The organism is Pseudomonas leptonychotis, from assembly GCF_004920405.1.
In the GTDB taxonomy this organism is placed as follows: Bacteria; Pseudomonadota; Gammaproteobacteria; order Pseudomonadales; family Pseudomonadaceae; genus Aquipseudomonas; species Aquipseudomonas leptonychotis.
In genome coordinates this window covers 1-20998 of the sequence record NZ_RFLV01000001.1, presented here as the reverse complement: position 1 = coordinate 20998, position 20998 = coordinate 1, and the positions used below count along the sequence as shown (strand labels likewise).

Genomic DNA, 20998 nt, shown 5'->3' with positions numbered 1-20998 from the left:
ATGGAAGCCATATTTGCTGCGACCCTGGGCATCCTCACCGCCAGTGGTGTGTACCTGTTGCTGCGGGCACGCACGTTCCCAGTGGTGTTGGGGCTGACCTTGATTTCCTATGCGGTCAACCTGTTCCTGTTTGCCATGGGCCGCTTGCAGAGCGGTGTGGTGACGGTGATCGGCGAGGGCGCTGAATACGCGGACCCGCTGCCGCAAGCGCTGGTGCTGACTGCCATCGTCATCGGTTTTGCCATGACCGCCTTTGTGGTGGTGCTGGCGCTGCGTAGCGTTGGCGAAACCCAGACTGATCATGTTGACGGCCAGGAGCCTGTGCAATGAATCATGGCTTGATCTTGCCCATCCTGTTGCCAATGTTTGCTGGCAGCCTGTTGCTGCTGGGGGCTGGCTTGAGCATGCGGTTCAAGCGCTGCGTGTCGCTGTTGGCTACCTTGTCACTGTTACCGCTGAGCGGCTACTTGCTGTGGCTGGCTGACCACGATGTGCTGCAGGTGTATGCCGCCGGTAATTGGGCCGCGCCCTTCGGCATCATCTTGTTATTGGATCGTCTCAGCGCTTTGTTGCTAGTGGTCACTGCAGTGCTGGGCAGCTTTGCCTTGCTGTATGCGGTGCGCGGCGATGATGAGCGCGGGCAGAGTTTTCACGCGTTATTCCAGTTCCAGCTGATGGGCATCAATGGCGCCTTTCTGACGGGTGATCTGTTCAACCTGTTTGTGTTCTTTGAAATCCTTTTGATCGCGTCCTACTCGCTGCTGCTGCATGGCGGTGGGGTCGAGCGGGTGCGCGCGGGGCTGCATTATGTGGTGCTGAACCTGGTCGGTTCGGCGTTCTTCCTGCTCGCCGTGGGCGTGTTGTATGGCATCACCGGCACCCTGAATATGGCTGATATGGCCATCCGGGTAGCTGCCGCGGGGCCTGATGATGCGGCACTGTTGGGCGCTGCCGGCCTACTGTTGTTGGTGGTGTTCGGCCTCAAGGCCGCATTTATGCCGCTGTATTTCTGGTTGCCTAAGGCCTATGCCTCGGCCAATGCGCCGGTCGCTGCGCTGTTTGCGGTGATGACCAAGGTCGGGCTGTATTCGATCATTCGCGTGTACACGCTGATCTTTGGTGATGATGCCGGCACATTGGCCAATATGGCCAACGACTGGCTCTGGCCGATTGCCCTGCTGACCCTGGCGCTTGGGGTGATCGGTGCGCTGGCGGCGGTCAGCTTGCAAGGGCTGTTGGCCTATCTGGTGGTGGTGTCTGTGGGCACGTTGCTCGCCGGTATTGCCATCGGCACCGAACAAGCCTTGGCCGCGGCCCTGTATTACTTGGTGCACAGCACGTGGGTGGCCGGTGGTTTGTTCTTGCTGGCTGATCTGATTGCCCGCCAGCGCGGCGCCAAGCAGGCGTTGTTGGTGCAGGGGCCGGCGCTGCAGAACCCGCACGTGCTCAGTGCGCTGTTCTTTTTTAGCGCGATTGCGGTGGCGGGTTTACCGCCGCTCTCCGGGTTTATCGGCAAGCTGCTGTTGCTGCGTTCACTGGAGCCGGGGCTGCAAGCGTTGCTGTTATGGCCAGTCGTGCTGGGCGGTAGCCTGCTGACTCTAATTGCCCTGAGTCGCGCCGGTAGCATGTTGTTCTGGCGAGTGGGTTTGAGCCAACTGGACAGCGCCGAACTGGATTACGGTCGGCTGTTGGCCTGCACAGGGCTGCTCGCGCTCAGCTTGGTATTGATGCTGTTCGCCGCGCCGCTGTTGAGTTATGTCGAGGCTACGGCCAGCCAGTTGCATGACCTGGCGCTGTACCGGCAGATCATCGAATCGGGAGCTGTACGATGAAAGCACGTCGCTGGTTACCCCATCCACTGCTGAGTGTGTGCTTGCTGCTGGTATGGCTGCTGTTGATGAATGACTTGAGTCTTGGTCACTTCTTGCTCGGTGCGCTGCTTGGTTGGACCATTCCGTTGCTGACCCAGGTGTTCTGGATCAACCCACCGAAAGTCGATAAACCGTTCAAGCTGTGTCTGTTTCTGCTGCGTATTCTGGGCGATATCGTCATGGCCAATCTGCAGGTGGCCAAGCTGATTCTCGGCCCAACCGCCAAGCTGCGCCCTGCGTTTGTGGAAATACCGCTGTTGCTGGAGGATGAGTTGGCCCTGACCATGCTCACCAGCATCATTTCTCTGACCCCGGGCACGGTTTCCGCCGACCTCAGCGATGACCGCAAGACCCTGCTGGTGCATGGCCTCGATGTGCCAGACGCCGAAGCCTTGGTGGCGGAAATCAAGCAACGCTACGAAGCACCCTTGCTGGAGGTATTCACATGCTCGCCTACGTGATTCCGCTGTGCCTGGTGATTATCGGCATTGCCCTGGTACTAACCATGGCGCGCCTGATCATCGGCCCGGACCTGCCTGACCGTATCCTGGCGCTGGACACCCTGTATATCAACGCGATTGCCATCCTCGTGCTGCTCGGTGTGTGGTTGGGCTCAGACCTGTATTTTGAAGCGGCCCTGCTGATTGCAGTGATGGGCTTTATCGGCACTGTGGCGGTGACTAAGTATTTGCTGCGCGGCGACATCATCGAGTAAGAACGTTCTACGGAGACTGCTGTATGAATACTTGGATCGAAGCCTTGGTGGCGCTGTTTCTGCTAATCGGCAGTCTATTCGCCTTGGTGGGCGCGATTGGCCTATATCGCCTGCCTGATTTTTTTATGCGCCTGCATGGCCCGACCAAAGCCAGCACCTTGGGTGTGGGCGGCATGGTGATTGCCTCGCTGATTTACTTCAGCTTTAGCGGTAAGGGCATCAGCCTGCATGAACTGCTGATCGCCTTGTTTCTGTTTATCACCGCGCCGGTCAGCGCCCATATGTTGGCCAAAGCGGCCATGCAGCAAAAGCTCCATATCAACCAGAACACTCGCGGCAAGCCTTGGGAGCAATAAGCCTGACGCGGCTCTGCTGCGCGTCGGTGAACGCTAATCTCGACTCGGCCATCCTGCTTCGTTCGACCTCCGGCCACCCTGCATGTGTGCGTGTCTTCGGTGTGTTGGTCTGCCGAGGACTGTCTTAAGTCACGTAGGTTGTCTCGCGTTAAGGCGAGATCCTAAACCGGCTGTAAAGCCCGCCCACACAATTCGCGGCCCTGACTGTATCTGTCGGCGCCGCGCCAGCCTCTCTACACTGCAGCCTTTAGTTAGGGGCTTTGGTATGCGTGAGCAGGGAAGGGGTATCGCGGTGATCTGCCTGGTGATCGCCATGGCGTTGTGGGGCAGTTCCTTTATCGCGCTGAAACTGGCTTTTGCCGAGTTGCCGCCGCTGTGGGTGATTTTCGGCCGTATGGCCCTCGGCAGCCTGGTGTTTGTGCTGGCCTGGCGCTGGCGCGGACAGATGCAGTACCGCGCCGGTGACTGGAAGTACCTGCTGGGCCTGGCCGCGTGCGAGCCTTGTCTGTATTTCCTCTTCGAAGCCCTGGCGCTGCAGCACACCAGCGCCGCGCAGGCTGGCATGGTCACGGCGTTGCTGCCGCTGCTGGTCGCAGTCGGCGCGTTTATCTTCCTGCGTGAGCGGGTTAACCGAACCACGTTGAGTGGATTTCTCCTCGCCCTGATCGGCGCCATCTGGCTGAGCCTGGCCGGCAGTGCCGATGAGCATGCCAGCAACCCCATCCTCGGTAACTTCTATGAGCTGCTCGCGATGCTCTGCGCCATGGGGTACACCCTGCTGCTCAAGCATCTGTCAGCGCGTTATTCGCCTTTTCTGCTGACCGCCATGGTGGCGTTTGTCGGTACGCTGTTCTTCCTGCCGTTGGCCTACGTGAGTGCTCCGCTGCCTGTCAGCATCAGCCCCATGGGCATGGGCGCGGTGGCCTACCTTGGGGTCGTGGTGACGGTTGGCGCTTATGGTTTATACAACTTCGGCGTGAGCCGCTTACCCGCCAGCCAAGCGTCAGGTTTTACCAACCTGATTCCGGTGTTCACCCTGCTGTTCGCCATACTGCTTTTAGGCGAAAGCCTGAATGGCATGCAAATGCTGGCCGCGGCATTGGTGTTTGCCGGTGTGCTGCTGAGCCAATGGCGCGGCAGTGCGCATGTGCCGGTTGGTGTGCTGGATTGAGAAGGAGAGAGCGATGAACGATGCACGACAGTGGGCATGTGAGGCGATTCGCGTCATCGAGGCGGATTTTCAGCGCAGCGCCGATACCCACCTGATCCCCCTGGCGTTGCCAGGATTGCCGGGGGTCGAGCTGTACTTCAAGGATGAGTCCAGTCATCCCACCGGCAGCCTCAAGCATCGCCTGGCGCGATCGCTGTTTCTCTATGCGCTGTGCAACGGCTGGCTCAAACCTGGCGCGCCGGTGGTCGAGGCGTCCAGCGGCTCCACGGCAATTTCCGAAGCCTATTTTGCCCGCCTGCTGGGGTTGCCGTTTATTGCGGTGATGCCGGCCAGCACCTCGAAGGAGAAGATTGCGCAGATCGCTTTCTACGGCGGACAGAGCCATCTGGTGAACGACCCAACGCAGATCTACGCCGAATCCGAGCGCTTGGCGCGTGAGACCGGTGGGCATTTTATGGATCAGTTCACCTACGCCGAACGCGCCACCGACTGGCGTGCCAACAACAATATCGCCGAGTCGATCTTTCAGCAGCTGCGCAGCGAGCTCTTTCCCGAGCCGAGCTGGCTGGTGTCCAGCCCTGGCACCGGCGGCACTTTAGCAACGCTGGGGCGCTATGTGCGTTATCGGCGGCATAACACCCGCGTGCTCTGCGCTGATGCCGAGCGTTCGGTGTTCTTCGATTACTACCGCACGGGCGATGCCAGCCTGACCCTGGACTGCGGTTCGCGTATTGAGGGCATTGGCCGCCCGCGTGTCGAGGCGTCCTTTTTACCTACGGTGATCGACGCCATGTGCAAGGTGCCCGATGCCTTGTCTTTGGCGGCGATGCATTATCTGGCGCAGCGTTTGGGTCGCAAAGTGGGCGGCTCCAGCGGGACCAATCTGATCGGCGCGTTGCTGGTGGCGCAGCGCATGGTGGCGGCGGGCGAGTCCGGCTCGGTGGTGGCGATTCTCTGCGATGGCGGCGAGCGTTATGCCGACACTTACTACAACCCTGACTGGCTCAGCAGCCAGGGTTTCAAGCTGGCTGGGTTAATCGCCGCGGTGGCCGATTGTGCGGAGCGCGGCGTCGCGCTGCCGGGTGACTTGCCCACGGCAGGGCTATAGATGGACAACCTGCGGATTCGTCAGGCGACGGCTGACGATATCGACAATCTCTGTGTGCTGATTTTCGAGCACGGGCCGAATCCTTGGAATCACCTGCCTTCTGTAGAGGTGACGGCCCATCTCCAGCAGATTGCCGATGGTTCAGTGTCGGCATTGCTGGCCGAGAGGGGCAGCGAACTGCTGGGGTTTATCAGCTATCAACATTCGCGGCATTTTGCCCGCTACCAGCCGCCGGCGCGCTGCGGTCAAGAGCACGCCTATATCTGCGAGGCGGTCACCCATCGTGCGGTGGCCGGGCAGGGCCTGGGCTCCCGTTTGCTCAAGCAGGTGGTTGCCGCGTTAGCCGAGCAGGGCGTGAGCGATATCTATATCGATCGTCACGAAGAGAACGCCGCCTCTGCCGGGATGATGCGTAAGGCCGGCTTTGTCGAGATTGAAACCTACGCTGACCCCGAACGCCGCTCCAATGGCTCGCGGCGCACCACGGTCTGTTGTCTGCGTCTGCACGTGTAGTCGGGCGCTCGCGCTCCTCTGGGCAAGCCGTGCTGGTCTAGAGTCACTGCTGTAGGTGGGCGTACACCGCGCCCCGAATGCAGCAGGAGAAATGCCATGGGAATTGTGCGCAGCTGCTTGCACATGCTGCTGTGGTCGGTCGTTGGGCTGAGTGAGGCAGCCCTGGCTACCGATGATGCGGCGGGGTCGAAGGACCATCCGTTGCTGTCACGCTACCCGAACTCGCATATCGTCGAGTACGAGCAGAATTACAACGCCGCGCAGTTCGCCACAGGCACCCTGAACGGCCTGCCACAGCGCCAGAGCGTGGAAGGCGATGCCACGCAGATTCGCTACTACCACAACGCGGTAGACAGCCAACCGAGCCCGTTGCAGCTGCTGCGCAACTACCAGAACGCGATCAAATCGATCGGCGGCGAAGTGATTTACGAACGCCTTCCCCAGGACGGTGATGGCGGTGAAACCACGTTGAAGGTCACGACCGGCGGTAAAGAGGTGTGGGTGCGCCTCGAGCCTGAGATTTTTAGCGCACCGACCCAGAGCTACAAGCTGGTGATCGTCGAAGTGGCAGCCATGCAGCAGGTGGTCAGTGCTAATCAGTTGCTCGATGAACTCAACCGTAACGGCTTTATCGCCCTGTATATCAACTTCGACATCGGTAAAGCCGAGCTCAAGGCCGATGGCCAGGCCACGGTGGCGGAGATTGTCAGCATGCTGAAAGCCGCGCCGGCTCTGCGCCTGGCCATCGAAGGCCATACCGACAGCCAGGGTCAGGCCGAGGCCAACAAGCTCTTGTCCGAGCAGCGTGCACAGAGTGTGATGAGCGCCATCGTCATCGCTGGTATTGAAGCGCAGCGGCTGACGGCTGCAGGTTTTGGCCAGGAACGGCCGGTGGCGGACAACCGCAGTGAGGAAGGGCGGGCGAAGAATCGTCGGGTCGAGCTGGTTAAGTTGTAAGCCCGCGCGCTGCCTGGGTTGCAGGCAGCGCGCGGGCTTCTTAGAGCAAGTTGTTAAATGGGTTCAGCAATACCGAGCATGTCGCGAATCAGCGCTTCGGCCACGCGAATGCCATCGACCCCAGCAGAGAGAATGCCGCCGGCGTACCCTGCGCCTTCACCGGCCGGGTACAGGCCGCGCACGTTCAGGCTCTGCATATCGGCGCCACGGGTGATGCGCAGTGGCGAGGACGTGCGGGTTTCGATGCCGGTGAGCACCGCGTCGTGCAGGTCGAAGCCTTTGATCTGCTTGCCGAAGGCTGGCAGCGCTTCGCGGATGGCTTCGATGGCAAAGTCCGGCAGCGCCAGGGCCAGGTCGCCCAGTTTGATCCCCGGTTTGTAGGATGGCTCGACACTGCCCAGTGCGGTCGATGGCGTGCCGGCGATAAAGTCGCCAACCAGCTGCCCCGGCGCTTCGTAAGTGCTGCCGCCGAGCAGGTAAGCCTGAGACTCCAGCTGTTCTTGCAGCTCAACCCCAGCCAGCGGGCCGCCAGGGTAGTCCTGCTCCGGCGTAATGCCGACGACGATGCCGGCGTTGGCATTACGCTCATTACGCGAATACTGGCTCATGCCGTTGGTGACCACGCGGTTCGGTTCCGAGGTGGCAGCAACCACGGTGCCGCCTGGGCACATGCAGAAGCTGTAGACCGAGCGACCGTTCTTGGCGTGGTGAACCAGTTTGTAATCCGCAGCGCCGAGCTTGGGGTGGCCGGCGTATTTACCCAGGCGCGCACGGTCGATTAGGCCTTGCGGGTGTTCGATACGAAAGCCCACCGAGAACGGCTTGGCTTCCATAAACACCTCGCGCTTGTGCAGCATGCGGAAGGTGTCGCGCGAGCTGTGGCCTAACGCGAGGATCACCTGGCGGCTGTGAATCTGCTCGCCGCTATCGAGCACCACGCCGGTCAGTTGACCGTCTTCGATCAGCACATCGCTGACGCGCTGTTGAAAACGTACTTCGCCGCCCAGCGCTTTGATTTCTTCGCGCATGGTCGCCACCACGCCAGTCAGGCGGAAGGTGCCGATATGCGGTTTGCTGACATAGAGAATTTCGTCTGGCGCGCCGGCTTTGACGAACTCATGCAGCACTTTGCGGCCGATGTGTTTGGGGTCTTTGATCTGGCTGTAGAGTTTGCCGTCAGAGAAGGTGCCGGCACCGCCTTCGCCGAACTGCACGTTGGACTCGGGGTTGAGCACGTTTTTGCGCCACAGGCCCCAGGTGTCTTTGGTGCGCTGGCGCACTTCGGTGCCGCGCTCCAGCACGATCGGGCGCAAACCGGCCTGGGCCAGAATCAAGGCGGCGAAAATTCCGCAGGGGCCGAAACCGACCACCAGGGGGCGTTCTTCAAGCGGCTCGGTGGTATGCCCGGCGGGCTTGTAGTCGGTGTCGGGGGAAGGGCCGATATGCCGGTCATCGCTGAATTTTTCCAGCAGCGCCGCCTCATCGCGCAGGCTGCAGTCGATGGTGTAGATAAAGTGCATTTCGCTGGATTTTTTGCGCGCATCATAGCTGCGCTTGAACAGGCTGAAGTCGAGCAGCGCGTCATCGGTAATGCCTAAGCGCTGAATGATGGCCGGGCGTAAAGCCTCGTCAGGATGATCGAGCGGCAGTTTGAGTTCGGTGATGCGTAGCATGGGACGGTCCACTATCAGGGCCGGAGGCAACCCGGCAGCTTTTAAAAGGCGGCGATTATACCTGCGATTGCAGGGCCTGCACCGCCCGGTGGTCATAGTGTCCACCTGCTATTAAAAGGCAGCTCAGCGGCTACCGCAGCTCTGGTTTCACCCAAGCCAGCATCACATCGAGCATGCGGTTGGCAAACGCCCACTCGTTGTCATACCAGGCCAAGACTTTGACCAGATCCCCTTGCACGCGGGTGTGGTTGAGGTCGACCACACACGACACCGGGTAGCCATTGAAATCACTGGACACCAGCGGAAGCTCGTTGCATTCCATCACGCCCGCAGGCATCCGCGCAGCACCTTGTTGCAAGGCGGTGTTGATTGCTTCTCGGCTGGTCGGCCGCTCGCAGGTAAAGGTCAGGTCAACCAGCGATACGTTCGGTGTGGGTACGCGCACCGACAGCCCATCCAGGCGGCCGGCCAACTCAGGCAATACCAGGCCGATGGTCTTGGCGGCACCGGTGCTGGTGGGGATCATCGACAGTGCAGCGGCGCGGGCGCGATACAAATCACTGTGGGTTTTATCCAGCAGGTTTTGGTCATTGGTGTAGGAGTGGATGGTGTTGAGCAGCCCTTGGCGAATACCGACCGCTTCGTGCAGCACCTTGGCCAGTGGCGCCAGGCAGTTGGTGGTGCAGGATGCATTGGAGACGATCTGCTGATCGCCTAGCAGCTCGTGGTTAACGCCATACACCACGGTCAGATCGGCACTGTCCAGCGGGTGAGACAGCAACACTCGCGGCGCGCCTGCACTGAGATGCTGTTCAACCTCGGCACGCTTTTTCAGATTACCGGAACACTCCAGTACCAAATCCACGGCGTGCTGACGCCACGGCAGTTTACTCACCTCAGGTTCACGCAGCAGTTGGATGGCCTGGCCATTCACCTGCAGCATGTTTTCGGCCAGGCTGATCTGCCCATTGAAACGGCCGAAGGTGGAATCGAAGCGGGTGAGGTGGGCGAGGGTACTTTGTTCGCCGAGGTCATTAATGGCGGTGAGCTGGATATGCTCCTGGAGCCCGCGTTCGAACAACGCGCGGACCAGGCAGCGGCCGATACGACCATATCCATTGATGGCAATGCGCAGCATAACGATATCCCTTTGGCTGACTTCCCTTTCAGCTTAGGCCAATCGTTTATAGAGCGGGCTGATCTATCTCAGTTTTCTGCGCTGGTGTGTTTAGCCATATGTCTAATCGTTGCGCGCACCGCCAAGGAAAGCGCAACCACGCAATACTTCACCATTGACGCGCAGTTCGGCGCTCAGGTGCTGCACTGCGCCACTCATGTTGTCCACACAGCGCTGCCTGGCAACCCACAACTCCACACGTTGGCCGTTGGCTTCGCTACTCAGGCTCAGGCGACCTTCCGGCAGTTGTTCCTCCAGATACGGCAACGCCTGCGGCTCCTGGCCGACACGGTTGAGAATCATGCCCTGATTACTTACGGCAATATCCCAGTCAGGCTCGTGACCGTTGGCGCGCAAAACGGTGCGGGCGAAATTGATATCCGTACAGGCATGGCCTTTAGGCTGCACGCGATACACCTGAGAGGGTACAAACTGGCCATCAATACCTGCTTGGGCATTGGCTTGTAGTTGGCCGCGCATATCGACATAAAGGGTGTTGTGACCATCCGCGAACAAGCTATTGGCATCACTGCTCAGCCCGACTGCGCCATCTTCCTTAAGGATAAATTGACGTTGTTCGTGGCAAGGCTGAAAGAGCAATTGACCTGCGCTCAGGTTGAGCTCGCCCTGCATGCGCGTCAGCTCAACCTTGGGCTCGACAGGCTTGTCGGTGAACACTTGGCAACTGGCGAGTAATGGCAATACAGCAAAGCAAAAAGGACGGCTAAAACGCATCGTGGCACTCCTGATAAGTGCCGCACACGTTACCGAGGCAGTAGGGTGACCACAAGGGCGATTCAAACGGGCGCCAAGCGATGCTGCCTTTAAGTTAGGCGCGCTGCTCACGGAAGAGGAAATATCGAATTGCCGTTGCTCCGAGCAGCACAATCGCCCATACGGTTGATGCATTAAATGCTGCGCCTGCAGGACGCCAAAGGCTATCCAATGCGTAAATATTGACAGGCCAAGCGAACAGAGCGCTGGCCAACGCCGCAAGTACAGCGAGTGACCACGTCCAGCGATTAAATGCGCGGATACGATCGGAGGAGACGCGTTTCGGTTTCAGCTTTACAAAAGCAAGCGCCGTGATGGTCATAGGGAGACAAATAAAAATAGCGAAGATAATCATCGTGCTGTGCCTAACGATTAAGCTAAGGGGCGGGCTTTAGCCTGTCCCAGTGAGCGCCTTGTTAGGCGCGTACTAAACTGAGTGTCCATTTCCCGAAGAGCCACATAACTATAAGCCACACTACAATGACAAAGGCCGCAGCAGAATAGCTGACAGGTTTGGTTGATGCTTGTTGTGCTTGCGCCCGAGCGGACTCTATTACTTCAGGTGGTGTGAGACGTACGACTAAGGCTAAACCCATAGGAATCAGAATGAGATCGTCCAGATATCCAATTATTGGAATGAAGTCTGGAATCAGATCAATGGGGCTGAGCGCATAGGCTGCAACGATAAGCGCCAAAGTCCTGACGAGAATGGGCGTGCGTGGATCACGAGCTGCGAAATAAACAGTGAGAGTGTGCTTTTTGAGCTGCTTGGCTTGCGTTTTGAGTGTGTTTAGCATGCCGATAAGCGCCTAACGTTTAAGCTAATAGGCTGGCTTAGCCAGTCCCAGTGAGCGAAGCGAACGATTTGAACCACTTGTTAGGTTTATTCGTCATCGAATATTAGCCATGAATGACAGATAGTTTCATGATTTTTTGCTATGAAGAAAACTTCTAATTCTTTCGCGTCGAACACACGATGTAGCCAGTGTTCTGGAATAGGGCCGCGGACTACGTGGTACTCAAGCCCATACTTTACGAGCGGTTGTGACTTAAGAATGTGAGAGTTCAAAAGGATACTCTCGCCTTGTTTTAAGTTCCAAAGTTTATTCAGAGTTTCGCTGTCCGTGACTGTGTCTTCTGCAACAGTTATTAGAGCATTAGATAAAAGCTTTTTCTGAAGACGCGCACTTCTAGCCATGAATGAACCTAACGATTAAGCTAAGGTGCTGGCTTTAGCCAGTCCCAGTGAGCGAAGCGAACGATTTGAGCGCCTTGTTAGAGACCGCTTACACGGTGCCTGAAAGTAGGGCAATTTGAAGATCTTCGAGTTCATCAAGTGCACCGCTAATAATTTCGAAAATTTCGAGATGATCACCATTACCCATATTTATGAAATATAAGCGCCTTTTTGCGTCTCTTCCAAGTGTGACACTGCCGTAGTATTCGGTTTGGCTTGCTGGCGAGCGTGGGGGGTAGTGAGATTTCGATGTTTAACTGTATTTGCCAGATCAGCTAGAACGCAAATGTATTTTGAGTTGCTGACATATTTTTTAATTTCTTTTGATCTGGACGGATGTTGAGTTTTCAGCCAATCTTTTTCGTTCCACATATAAACCAGCAAGGTTTTAATTTGAGACCTTAGCTGTGATTCGGATGTAAGGTAGTGGCCCCAATTAACGACTCGGCTCCAAAGATCTAATGTTTCAGACCAGTTTGAATCTTCATCTTTTGAGTCGATTAATGTCATGGGGTGGGCTCTAACGTTTGGTTAAGGGGCGGGCTTTAGCCCGTCCCAGAGAGCGTAGCGAACGATTTGAACCACTTGTTAGGCGTTGATATTTAACATGCTTTACATATTCGAACGTATCCAAACGCAAGCCGTATAGTTGCTATGAATAACAACTACGCGTGAGTAGCTTTCATCAAAGAGACATGTACAATTTCCGCCACCAATTTTTGAAAAAATACCCGCCAAAACTGCTGGTTTCTGTAGCTTAGTGCCAACTCCGTCCTTGTCCTGGCCGATAATTCCTTTTCCAAAGAAAATGTTAATGGGTTTTTCAGAAAACCCTTCAATCAGCGAGTCGAGGCGATCGATGCGTAGGGTGCCGTCACTATTTTGTAAATTTGTATATTCGGCAGACTGTTGCCAATCGTTTGGTAATTTTTTTAGCAATGCTATATAGGGCGCTGCAGACGGATCAGTTGGAGTATCAGCGTCTTGAGGATAGCGCAAGTCGTAAGCGCGCCATGTTCAGGTGTGCATGAACGCGACTACGTAGCCATAGAAGAAAAGATATACCCCGAGTCGGGTTTATCGAATTTTCAGGCTCGTCAGATATATCAAATAGCCGAGATTCGAAATGGATCACCAAATGCATGTTGTGGGCTCTAACGTTTGGTTAAGGGGCGGGCTTTAGCCCGTCCCAGTGAGCGCAGCGAACGGTTTGAACCACTTGTTAGGCGCTTGCGCCATGCTTCCATATTAACCAAAAGCTTGAGCCAGAGAGAGCCCCGATAGGCAGCATCACTGCAAAATCGCTAGCATGGGGACCACTTGGTAATCGTAAACATACCGTTATTAGGATTGCTGTAATTACCCCTGAAATAATCGCAGACCACCAGCGAACAAGTTGGTAGTGTTGGAAAATTAAAAATAGTGGTACACCAAAAATAAGTGTGGCCATAAAAGAAAATGGATAGAAAACAAAAGATAGGCCAAGCACGCTGACAATATCAGTATTTATGACGCCTCCCATGATCGGCGTCAGAACGGCACCCGCTATAGCAGGGAATATTGACGCACCCAAAAAACTGACAATCGCTAAGTTAAAGCTATTCATGGTGGTGGCCGCATTCAGTTGTGCCTAACGTTTGGTTAAGGGGCGGGCTTTAGCCCGTCCCAGTGAGCGAAGCGAACGATTTGAACCAATTGTTATGAGGCAGCGCCGCGACTTAGTAAGAAGTAAGCCAAAAGCCAGATCGGACCGATAAGACCACATAGCGTTGCGCATATACCCTCAAGAATTGAGAAGTATTTAGCTGTTTTGTTACCGCTTGAGAACTCATATTCCCAGTTTTCCCGGTATTTTTTACTGAATATGAATAACCAGAAGCCGAATATATATCCGATAAGCTCAATGCCATCAGCTATTGCCATTTTCGCGTACTTGCTCCAGTTACATAACGCTGAGATTATCGACGCCTATTGGCCGCGTACTACAGCGACTTGTTATGAGTCGTAATCATCGCCGGCCACGTTTTTTTTTGCGAGTGGGAAGGGTGAAATAGTAGACAGTTAGAGCAATTAATAGGAGAAGCCCCATCACTAAAGCAACTGTGAACCAGCCGCACCCATCTACACACTCCCGCTCCATTCCAAACAGCTTGAGAAAGCCGCGCAAAACCACGGTGAACAGATTGTCCATTACTAGATCCAATGCGCTAGCAGTCTCAATTTTTGGCACTCAATTACCTTCCCTGTACTCATAACGCTTGGTTAAGGGGCGGGCTTTAGCCCGTCCCAGTGAGCGGAGCGAACGGTTTGAACCAGTTGTTAGAGTGAATTTCACTTGCTTAGCTTGCTGGTAAGCCAAACACAAAAGCAACCCGTAACCGCCAGGATTGAGCCAAAAATCAGTTGGATAATGCCCCAAATTCCTTCGGTTATTGCCTTGTCCGGTGCGTGGTTTTCGGCGTAGATGTTAAATATAAGAAAAGCAGACCAAGGAATAACTGCTGCTAGAAAATATGCCAAATATCTATTGTTAAAATATGAGCAAGCTACGCCAATCATTCCGGTACCGACAAAGGCAAGAGCGCTAATGAACAGGATTTCCACGGAAATGGGGATTCTCTCTAACGTTTGGTTAAGGGGCGGGCTTTAGCCCGTCCCAGAGAGCGAAGCGAACGGTTTGAACCAATTGTTATATTTCTAGCAGCCATCAAGAGATTTTTCTACCTTTACTCTCTGAGGCTGCTCATTAATATCTATGGTGATTATTGCGTTTTGAGTAATGCAGAAATTTAAAATAACTGGAAGTCTACATCTGTTCTCATTACATGCGCCATTGTGTTTGGTTACAAATTCAACCACGCTTGTAAAGCCGTTATCTGTCATGATGTTATTATTAAGTAATGCCTCTAGAGCAGTGTAATTAAAATTACCATCTGAATTTGTGAAAAGGTCTATTGCTATTCGATTGCGGTGATTAACTTCGGCAAATAAATAATAAATTAATCCTGCGGAAGCTATTAGTAGGGTTATCAGAGCGCTAACAAATTTTAGAAGGCGCTTATTTCTCACGTGATCACCGTGGAATATAACGTTTGGTTAAGGGGCGGGCTTTAGCCCGTCCCAGAGAGCGCAGCGAACGATTTGAACCAGTTGTTAGGTACGTGCCGCATAGTGCCGCATACCAATTAATATTTTTCTTCAAGTTTTATAGCTCACGTAAAACAGTTTCTTGGATTCTGGTTCAAGTAGAATTACTTTTGCTGCTGTTGCTCGGCGGTTATGAGTGATTACAGACTGGAACATGATCTGCATGCGTGAAGAGTTTGCGAGTTCTGGAGATGGAAAGCATTCGCTACCTTCATGGTGCGCCCACATAGCAGCACTTTCTACGGCCTCTGCGAATAGGGCATTTTCTTCTGGACCCTGCCGCCAATTCTCTTGAAGTGACTTTTCGTAAATATTAAATTGTTCCAACTGGATGCAGTAGAAATCCGTGTGGTCACCTGTGAAGCTTCTCGTTGAAACTGAAGATTCAATGACTTTCCAGTTCTGATTATTATCGATGCCAGCCCAGTTGAGAACGAAGACTGCATCGTTTTTGTTCAGGGGGCTACTTGGAGTGAAGCGAGAGAACAGGAGCAGCCACAAGGCAATAAGCAAGATTGCGCCTAGAGTCAGTGCACCAATGATCTGCAAAGATATTCGAAGCGCCTTCATTTTTCTCTCTGTACCTAACGATTAAGCTAAGGGGCTGGCTTTAGCCAGTCCCAGCGAGTGAAACGAGCGATTTGAGCGCCTTGTTAGCGGCGATGTACTAAGGCCTTAAAGATACATCCCAAACATTTTCAGCTCCTGCCAAATGATCGTTGAGACGGTCGCTGATGTGATTTGAAGACCAGACAGCTGCGCGCTCTAAACCAATACATTGCTCTTTTGATGCAGGAGTTTCTTGATCGTGTATGTATAGTGAATATTTCCCTGTAATCGGGTCTTTCTTAAAGCGGGTTACTTCCTGTTGAAGCGGCTCAGGGATTTTCTTGATTTCACACAGAAGCTCCCATGTTGGCTCCTTTAGCGCTTGTCTCATGACCCAAAGCCGCCAAAGCACTCCTGACGATATTATTTCCTCTAGCGTTGCATCTGGGTTGAAGCAGTTAAAAAATGCAAGCTCGGGATCTTTGAGTGATAAGGCGTAAGCATGAGCGCCTGTAACTAACTTGATTCTGAATACCTTCCCTGTTTTCCAGCGCATATCAATGCTCCCTGCTTGAGCCGCTAACGTTTGGTTAAGGGGCGGGCTTTAGCCCGTCCCAGTGAGCGAAGCGAACGGTTTGAACCAATTGTTATAGGAATTCACCGCGCACTCTATTTTGTGCGGTAATGGTTGTAGATATCTTTAGCCTTAGAGTAAAAATAAAAGGCCAAGTAGCAGAAAGCTACAATAGCTATTAATGGCCCCATCACATTTATTCCAGTCATATAAGTTGTATAAATTGCGATAAGGATGATCAGGGTCACGTAACTGGTGAATGTTTTGTTTTTTGCAGAAATAATTAATGGCGCTACTGATAGAGCAATTATGTGGATTAAAATTGTGGTGATGATTTCTAAAATTAATTCAGTTGGAATTGTGTCGGTTTGTGCTTGGGTGATTAAAATAATAGCTTGGTACGAATAATAATTTAAAGCCGACACAATAGCTGTGCTGATGAAAAGGATTGGTGCGTATTTTTTAATTGCGCTGTACATAGCGGCAGAATGATTCCTATAACGTTTTGGTTAAGGGGCGGGCTTTAGCCCGTCCCAGAGAGCGCAGCGAACGATTTGAACCAATTGTTAGACGCTAGGATGTACGCATAATTTAAAGCACCGCATTCCTGCTTGTAACGCGTTACGCGGTGAACCTGGCGAAACGCAATAAATTTAATGTTTACGGTTTAACTGAACAGATGCGGTTTTGCCTGTGCCCCGTTAGTGGCGGCGATGGTTCAGTAGACACAAATTTCGAACATTTGTGAAGCCTAAAGCATTGGAGCGTTGCAACGGTTAAACGCGGTATAAAAACAGACTTTCAAAATGCAATTGGCTAACGTTTGGTTAAGGGGCGGGCTTTAGCCCGTCCCAGAGAGCGAAGCGAACGGTTTGAACCACTTGTTAGGCTGAGGCGTGAACGGTTAATTTGAGGCTACTCATAGGATGCCACACCAATATAAAGGTCAAAATCTTTTCTTTCTTGCTCAGTAGCTAACCGCTCTCTCGACACTCTAAGAGTGTATGCACCCTTTGCATGGCCTTTATCAATTACCATCCAATCAAAGACGTCTTCTGGATCAAATCCCAATCGTTGGCCTATTTGGTGCCACTTTTCGAAGCCATCGGGAATTTCAAAAAATATTCCTGAAAGTAAATTCGTATCTGGATGGTACAAAACATCGGACAACCACAAATAAAAAATATGATCCATACCTTCCTGTTCGGATTTTTCTGGATCACGAAAACTTAGCTTTGCCATATAGGTAGACTCGCCCCCTATTTTGACCATTTCAATGAAGCGATTAATTGTATCTGAGCATTGTCGATGAGCTTTATCGATCTCTTTATCGCTCTTACGGATATGTCGGAATATGGGTTCCATTGAGCCTTTGCCTAACGTTTGGTTAAGGGGCGGGCTTTAGCCCGTCCCAGTGAGCGAAGCGAACGATTTGAACCAATTGTTAGCCGTCATACCAGTTCGCTGAGAATGGAACGTTATCCATAAGCTCCCAGTTAATTTGAGGATCTCTTTGTCTATATTTTGTCGAGTACGTAAGTGCTCTTATTGCGGTATGGGTGTCCACCGTACAAGCTAGGGGAACTCTAAACGGATCTCCACCCATCTCGATATTTCGATACTCATCACAGGAACTACCATCGTACGGAACCATACGGCCGTCGTAGTGCCAGTCTAAGAAATATTGATTGGGCCCCACATACTCAACAGAAAGAGAAAGTATTTCATCTCCACCATCTAGGTGGAGTTGTCCGTTGCCATATGTCGACCAGCAGGAAAGAATGGGCTCATCGAAGAACAGGCTAAAATCGACATCATGCGCGTCAAGCTCTTTGATCTCTGTGTTGGTGGCGGCAAAGATGATTTTCATTTGATGGCTAACGATTAAGCTAAGGGGCGGCGGAGCGCCGTCCCAGCGAACGAAGTGAGCGCTTTGAGCGCATAGTTATATGCAACGCTGAATGAATTATTTTGCATAATATTTTTTGCGCCACTCAAGGTACTCAAGATCACGAGAGTCTGAGTTATTTAGCTCAATGCAATAATAAGAAAGCAAAGCTATTTCGAAGGGGGTCTCGTGCCAAATCATTTCTGCAATTTCTCGCATGTTTAAGCGCTGAAGCAACCTGTGATAAAAGGCATTGACAATTTTATTGGAGTGCGATTCGCTTTGGAGGAATACAGCGCTTAGGTGTGTTGCGGTTTCCTCTAGCAAGTATGGTATGTCGCACTCGATTAGAGTCTCACTCTGTTCTTTGTTGTTAAGTAATAATTCAATTGATGAGTGAAATATAGCTTGAGCAATGGACTTTGGGGTTGTTGTTGTAATTACAATGTCGCCCTTGCTCTCAAGCCCTAGAAGGGTCTCAAGAATTTTCTCTATGTGTTTTTCGTAATTCATTGGGCGGCTGCTCGTTGCATATAACGTTTGGTTAAGGGGCGGGCTTTAGCCCGTCCCAGTGAGCGCAGCGAACGATTTGAACCATTTGTTATGGGGCAACTAGTTGGCCATTCGCATCGAAAGTGTAAGTGCGAAGCTTTTCATCAGTGATAAATCTAATTATTTCATCTTTAGAATTCTTGAGAACAAACCTGCATTCGCTGTCATCTGTTATTTCAATTGTTTGGTGGCGTTCGGTGTAAGGGATCTCGTACTCTAATCCTTTAAGCTCTAAAAAGTAGCCGTTTATATCAATGTAATTCCCATGAAGCAAAAAGGTGCCATGGGCAGAATTTGTTTCAGTGTTAATTTCACCATACCCCATGCTCGTTAAGTCGAATAAAGTGGTAATTATATTTCCGGCGGAGTCGTAAAAATTTTCGAGTCTAAGAGTATAGTGAAGGCTTTCTTCGCCCTCAGGTATCATGGTCTTCGATTGAGCCACGGCTTCATTAGTTAGATGAGGAAGCCATTTTCCTTGCTGAGGGTGGGGCATAAGGATATGCATGTTTATGTGTATGGTTTTTACTGTTCCTTCTTCATCCTTTTCTGTGCTTGGCCTGAGTTCGTATATTTCAATTGGCTTAAGCCCAGGGAAAGTTTCGGCAGCATCAGCATGTTTTTTCGCTGGAGCAGTGTACCCAGTTGCCGAGAAAAATTTCCCTTTAGATATCTCCGGCAAGTCCGGTAACGCGCCTCCAAGTTTTTGAAGGTCTGCGCGTCCTACTTTTTTATTTTGAATAGTATAGTCTTTCGCTTCTCCCATAGATTGGCCACTATCGCTTAATGAGTGGACATCTACTTGGTAGAGAGTTTTTGAAAATTCCCCCCGAATTTTATTGTCATGAGAAACATCGCCATTAGTCATCAAATGCTCAGCTATGCATGAAAATATTTCATAAGCTGTGCCTGCTTTATTTGGGGAATGTCCAAATATCTCGTTAAAGATTTTATCTATAGGCGACACGTTAACTCCTTTGCCCCATAACGTTTGGCTAAGGGGCGGGCTTTAGCCCGTCCCAGTGAGCGCAGCGAGCGATTTTAGCCATATGTTAGGCCTGGCCTGCGTTGCGCGGTAGTGCGACCAACACAAAGCGAAAAGGCTGACACAGCTGAGCTCAACCTCTTACGCGGTAAATTTAATGTTTTGCTGTCTACCATCGTACTTCCATGTGTTTACAGCGGCCTATGCGGTTTGAAAACGACGCGGTGTTACGGGTGAAGCGGTGCATTAAGTAAAGAGTACCGGAGGTGCCTAACGATCAGGTTAAGGGGCTGGCTTTAGCCAGTCCCAGAGAGCGAAGCGAACGATTTGAACCGCTTGTTAGGCTTACGCAATTGTTAGCTCCTCCACGGAGTCGACTGTGACACTACTGCACTGTAGCGAACCACCCAAACCCCAGATGGATTCGATATCAACGGAGATAACAGGTGCTCCATTAAGCTTAACGTCGGTAAATGTGATTGAATTTATAACGTTTTGATGATTGAACTCTGAAAGCGAAAGATCAGAAACGCCTTTGAATATGAAGTTAACTAATACGCTTTTAACAATTGCCAGTTCATATTCAGCAGTTCCAGCGCCAACCTCAGCGTACTGCCGCACATGAACGGTTAACTTGGCAACGGAAACGCCTACTTCTAGCGGCAATGCCCGCGATAGAGCAAAAGAAATGATCTCGGCATCATGAAACGAGGGCCAGAACCCCAGTACGGCCAATACTTTCTCGAATCCTTCGATGTGTTTGGTGATTTCCATAAAGGCCTAACGTTTGGTTAAGGGGCGGGCTTTAGCCCGTCCCAGTGAGCGAAGCGAGCGATTTGAACCACTTGTTAGGCATGTGCTAGCGGCTAGCGCTGAACCCAGCTTGGCACTTGCTGACTACCACCATGCAGGACAACAGCGGGCACTCGATCTGAGTCGAAGACCGCGCCAGCGACAAAGTTGGAGAGATGGTAGGCCGTATGGGTGAGATAGCTTGTTACCAACTGATGGTAGCGCTCCAATCTCTCGGTATGGGGTGGGAAATCAGCCATATGCTCGATTGCTCTTGCTACGAAGATCGGGATTTGATCAAAGCTCTCGCTAAGAAAGAGCCCCGTGATGTTGTTGACGTAGCAGACCAAAGGATAAGAAGTGCTGTTGCGCCTAAAGGCATGCTCAGGAACAGCAGAAGCACTATTCAACACGGTATGGAAATGCCGGACGACTTCCATGCTTGATTCGAATGTCCCGGTTGCAGCTGTCATTGCGACTTTCCCAAAATGTCTAACGTTTGGTTAAGGGGCGGGCTTTAGCCCGTCCCAGTGAGCGCAGCGAACGATTTGAACCACTTGTTAGGAGGCGTTACCACGGAGCCGCCCTGGCTTTTGCAATAGTAAGTTGTCATGTTTGTGATTGCGGCACTCATCTAGAAAAACTTCAACAAGAGCTTCAGTTTCTGGAAAGTTTATGAATAAATTTTCACTTAGCTCGTAGTATTCTTCATAGTCCACGTACTGGTTTGATACAGGAAACGACAAATACCTTTTATCAGACTCCACATCGTTACCTAACGAGTATCGTTTTAATTTGTTGGTATAGATGTCCTCAAATCTCATAAGCCACCTAACGTTTGGTTAAGGGGCCGGCTTTAGCCGGTCCCAGTGAGCGAAGCGAACGGTTTGAACCACTTGTTAGGCAGCGCCAAAAGAAGTGGTTCTACATACAAGTGAATACTCTAGTTCTTCATGCAT

The 20998-nt window shown here is 52.3% G+C and carries 29 protein-coding genes; 9 read left to right on the top strand and 20 right to left on the bottom strand.

Annotated elements, in window-relative coordinates; translation table 11 throughout:
- The 9 genes from D8779_RS00145 to D8779_RS00105 all read left to right on the top strand — a co-directional run bounded on the left by D8779_RS00145 (position 1) and on the right by D8779_RS00105 (position 6691).
- Positions 1-330, top strand: coding sequence for a Na+/H+ antiporter subunit C (locus D8779_RS00145; protein ID WP_136662455.1), 330 nt, complete (start codon positions 1-3; stop codon positions 328-330).
- On the top strand, positions 327-1832 hold the full coding sequence (locus D8779_RS00140) for a monovalent cation/H+ antiporter subunit D (RefSeq protein WP_136662454.1): 1506 nt from the start codon (positions 327-329) through the stop codon (positions 1830-1832). Before D8779_RS00145 ends, D8779_RS00140 begins: the two co-directional genes overlap by 4 nt.
- A complete protein-coding gene (locus tag D8779_RS00135; RefSeq protein WP_136662453.1) occupies positions 1829-2332 on the top strand; it encodes a Na+/H+ antiporter subunit E in 504 nt (167 codons plus the stop codon). Before D8779_RS00140 ends, D8779_RS00135 begins: the two co-directional genes overlap by 4 nt.
- Positions 2317-2586, top strand: coding sequence for a K+/H+ antiporter subunit F (locus D8779_RS00130; RefSeq protein WP_136662452.1), 270 nt, complete (start codon positions 2317-2319; stop codon positions 2584-2586). The genes D8779_RS00135 and D8779_RS00130 overlap by 16 nt, the downstream gene beginning before the upstream one ends.
- A gap of 23 nt (positions 2587-2609) precedes the next feature.
- On the top strand, positions 2610-2942 hold the full coding sequence (locus tag D8779_RS00125) for a Na+/H+ antiporter subunit G (protein WP_136662451.1): 333 nt from the start codon (positions 2610-2612) through the stop codon (positions 2940-2942).
- A 265-nt stretch (positions 2943-3207) separates the two neighbouring features.
- Positions 3208-4113 (top strand): DMT family transporter, encoded by a 906-nt coding sequence (locus tag D8779_RS00120; RefSeq protein ID WP_136662450.1) that lies wholly within the window; start codon positions 3208-3210, stop codon positions 4111-4113.
- A gap of 13 nt (positions 4114-4126) precedes the next feature.
- Positions 4127-5221, top strand: coding sequence for a PLP-dependent cysteine synthase family protein (locus D8779_RS00115; RefSeq protein WP_136662449.1), 1095 nt, complete (start codon positions 4127-4129; stop codon positions 5219-5221).
- Positions 5222-5734: a GNAT family N-acetyltransferase gene (locus D8779_RS00110; RefSeq protein ID WP_136662448.1), complete on the top strand. Its 513-nt coding sequence runs from the start codon at positions 5222-5224 to the stop codon at positions 5732-5734.
- A 96-nt stretch (positions 5735-5830) separates the two neighbouring features.
- A complete protein-coding gene (locus D8779_RS00105; protein WP_136662447.1) occupies positions 5831-6691 on the top strand; it encodes an OmpA family protein in 861 nt (286 codons plus the stop codon).
- A gap of 53 nt (positions 6692-6744) precedes the next feature.
- Here D8779_RS00105 and D8779_RS00100 read toward each other — a convergent pair whose 3' ends face one another.
- The 20 genes from D8779_RS00100 to D8779_RS00005 form a co-directional block, all read right to left on the bottom strand.
- Positions 6745-8364, bottom strand: coding sequence for an NAD(P)/FAD-dependent oxidoreductase (locus D8779_RS00100; RefSeq protein WP_136662446.1), 1620 nt, complete (start codon positions 8362-8364; stop codon positions 6745-6747).
- A gap of 130 nt (positions 8365-8494) precedes the next feature.
- Complete coding sequence (gap, locus tag D8779_RS00095; RefSeq protein ID WP_136662445.1) at positions 8495-9502, bottom strand: type I glyceraldehyde-3-phosphate dehydrogenase; 1008 nt, start codon at positions 9500-9502, stop codon at positions 8495-8497.
- A gap of 102 nt (positions 9503-9604) precedes the next feature.
- Complete coding sequence (locus D8779_RS00090; RefSeq protein WP_136662444.1) at positions 9605-10276, bottom strand: COG3650 family protein; 672 nt, start codon at positions 10274-10276, stop codon at positions 9605-9607.
- Between the two features lie 94 nt (positions 10277-10370).
- A complete protein-coding gene (locus D8779_RS00085; protein ID WP_136662443.1) occupies positions 10371-10670 on the bottom strand; it encodes a hypothetical protein in 300 nt (99 codons plus the stop codon).
- 61 nt (positions 10671-10731) lie between these two features.
- Entirely contained in the window at positions 10732-11112 is a 381-nt protein-coding gene (locus D8779_RS00080) for a YkvA family protein (RefSeq protein WP_136662442.1), read from the bottom strand.
- A 590-nt stretch (positions 11113-11702) separates the two neighbouring features.
- Positions 11703-12062 carry a hypothetical protein gene (locus D8779_RS00075; protein WP_136662441.1) on the bottom strand — a complete coding sequence of 120 codons (360 nt, stop codon included), beginning with the start codon at positions 12060-12062 and terminating at the stop codon, positions 11703-11705.
- A gap of 102 nt (positions 12063-12164) precedes the next feature.
- The gene (locus tag D8779_RS00070) at positions 12165-12551 is read right to left on the bottom strand and encodes a hypothetical protein (protein ID WP_136662440.1); all 387 of its coding nucleotides are present in this window, start codon (positions 12549-12551) and stop codon (positions 12165-12167) included.
- 223 nt (positions 12552-12774) lie between these two features.
- Complete coding sequence (locus D8779_RS00065) at positions 12775-13158, bottom strand: YdiU family protein (RefSeq protein ID WP_136662439.1); 384 nt, start codon at positions 13156-13158, stop codon at positions 12775-12777.
- Between the two features lie 402 nt (positions 13159-13560).
- On the bottom strand, positions 13561-13743 hold the full coding sequence (locus D8779_RS00060; RefSeq protein ID WP_136662438.1) for a hypothetical protein: 183 nt from the start codon (positions 13741-13743) through the stop codon (positions 13561-13563).
- A 140-nt stretch (positions 13744-13883) separates the two neighbouring features.
- A complete protein-coding gene (locus tag D8779_RS00055; RefSeq protein ID WP_136662437.1) occupies positions 13884-14156 on the bottom strand; it encodes a hypothetical protein in 273 nt (90 codons plus the stop codon).
- 93 nt (positions 14157-14249) lie between these two features.
- Positions 14250-14621: a hypothetical protein gene (locus D8779_RS00050; protein WP_136662436.1), complete on the bottom strand. Its 372-nt coding sequence runs from the start codon at positions 14619-14621 to the stop codon at positions 14250-14252.
- A gap of 129 nt (positions 14622-14750) precedes the next feature.
- The gene (locus D8779_RS00045) at positions 14751-15269 is read right to left on the bottom strand and encodes a hypothetical protein (protein ID WP_136662435.1); all 519 of its coding nucleotides are present in this window, start codon (positions 15267-15269) and stop codon (positions 14751-14753) included.
- A 97-nt stretch (positions 15270-15366) separates the two neighbouring features.
- Positions 15367-15804, bottom strand: coding sequence for an Imm26 family immunity protein (locus D8779_RS00040; RefSeq protein WP_136662434.1), 438 nt, complete (start codon positions 15802-15804; stop codon positions 15367-15369).
- Between the two features lie 113 nt (positions 15805-15917).
- Positions 15918-16301, bottom strand: a complete 384-nt coding sequence (locus D8779_RS00035; RefSeq protein WP_136662433.1) for a hypothetical protein — start codon at positions 16299-16301, stop codon at positions 15918-15920.
- 436 nt (positions 16302-16737) lie between these two features.
- The gene (locus D8779_RS00030) at positions 16738-17187 is read right to left on the bottom strand and encodes a DUF2314 domain-containing protein (protein WP_136662432.1); all 450 of its coding nucleotides are present in this window, start codon (positions 17185-17187) and stop codon (positions 16738-16740) included.
- A gap of 79 nt (positions 17188-17266) precedes the next feature.
- Positions 17267-17692, bottom strand: coding sequence for a hypothetical protein (locus tag D8779_RS00025; protein ID WP_136662431.1), 426 nt, complete (start codon positions 17690-17692; stop codon positions 17267-17269).
- 96 nt (positions 17693-17788) lie between these two features.
- Complete coding sequence (locus D8779_RS00020) at positions 17789-18223, bottom strand: hypothetical protein (RefSeq protein WP_136662430.1); 435 nt, start codon at positions 18221-18223, stop codon at positions 17789-17791.
- Positions 18224-18311: 88 nt separating this feature from the next.
- Positions 18312-19229, bottom strand: a complete 918-nt coding sequence (locus tag D8779_RS00015; RefSeq protein WP_136662429.1) for a hypothetical protein — start codon at positions 19227-19229, stop codon at positions 18312-18314.
- Between the two features lie 363 nt (positions 19230-19592).
- Positions 19593-20021 (bottom strand): Imm50 family immunity protein, encoded by a 429-nt coding sequence (locus D8779_RS00010; protein WP_136662428.1) that lies wholly within the window; start codon positions 20019-20021, stop codon positions 19593-19595.
- 92 nt (positions 20022-20113) lie between these two features.
- Positions 20114-20512 carry a hypothetical protein gene (locus D8779_RS00005; RefSeq protein ID WP_136662427.1) on the bottom strand — a complete coding sequence of 133 codons (399 nt, stop codon included), beginning with the start codon at positions 20510-20512 and terminating at the stop codon, positions 20114-20116.
- Positions 20513-20998 lie beyond the last annotated feature (486 nt).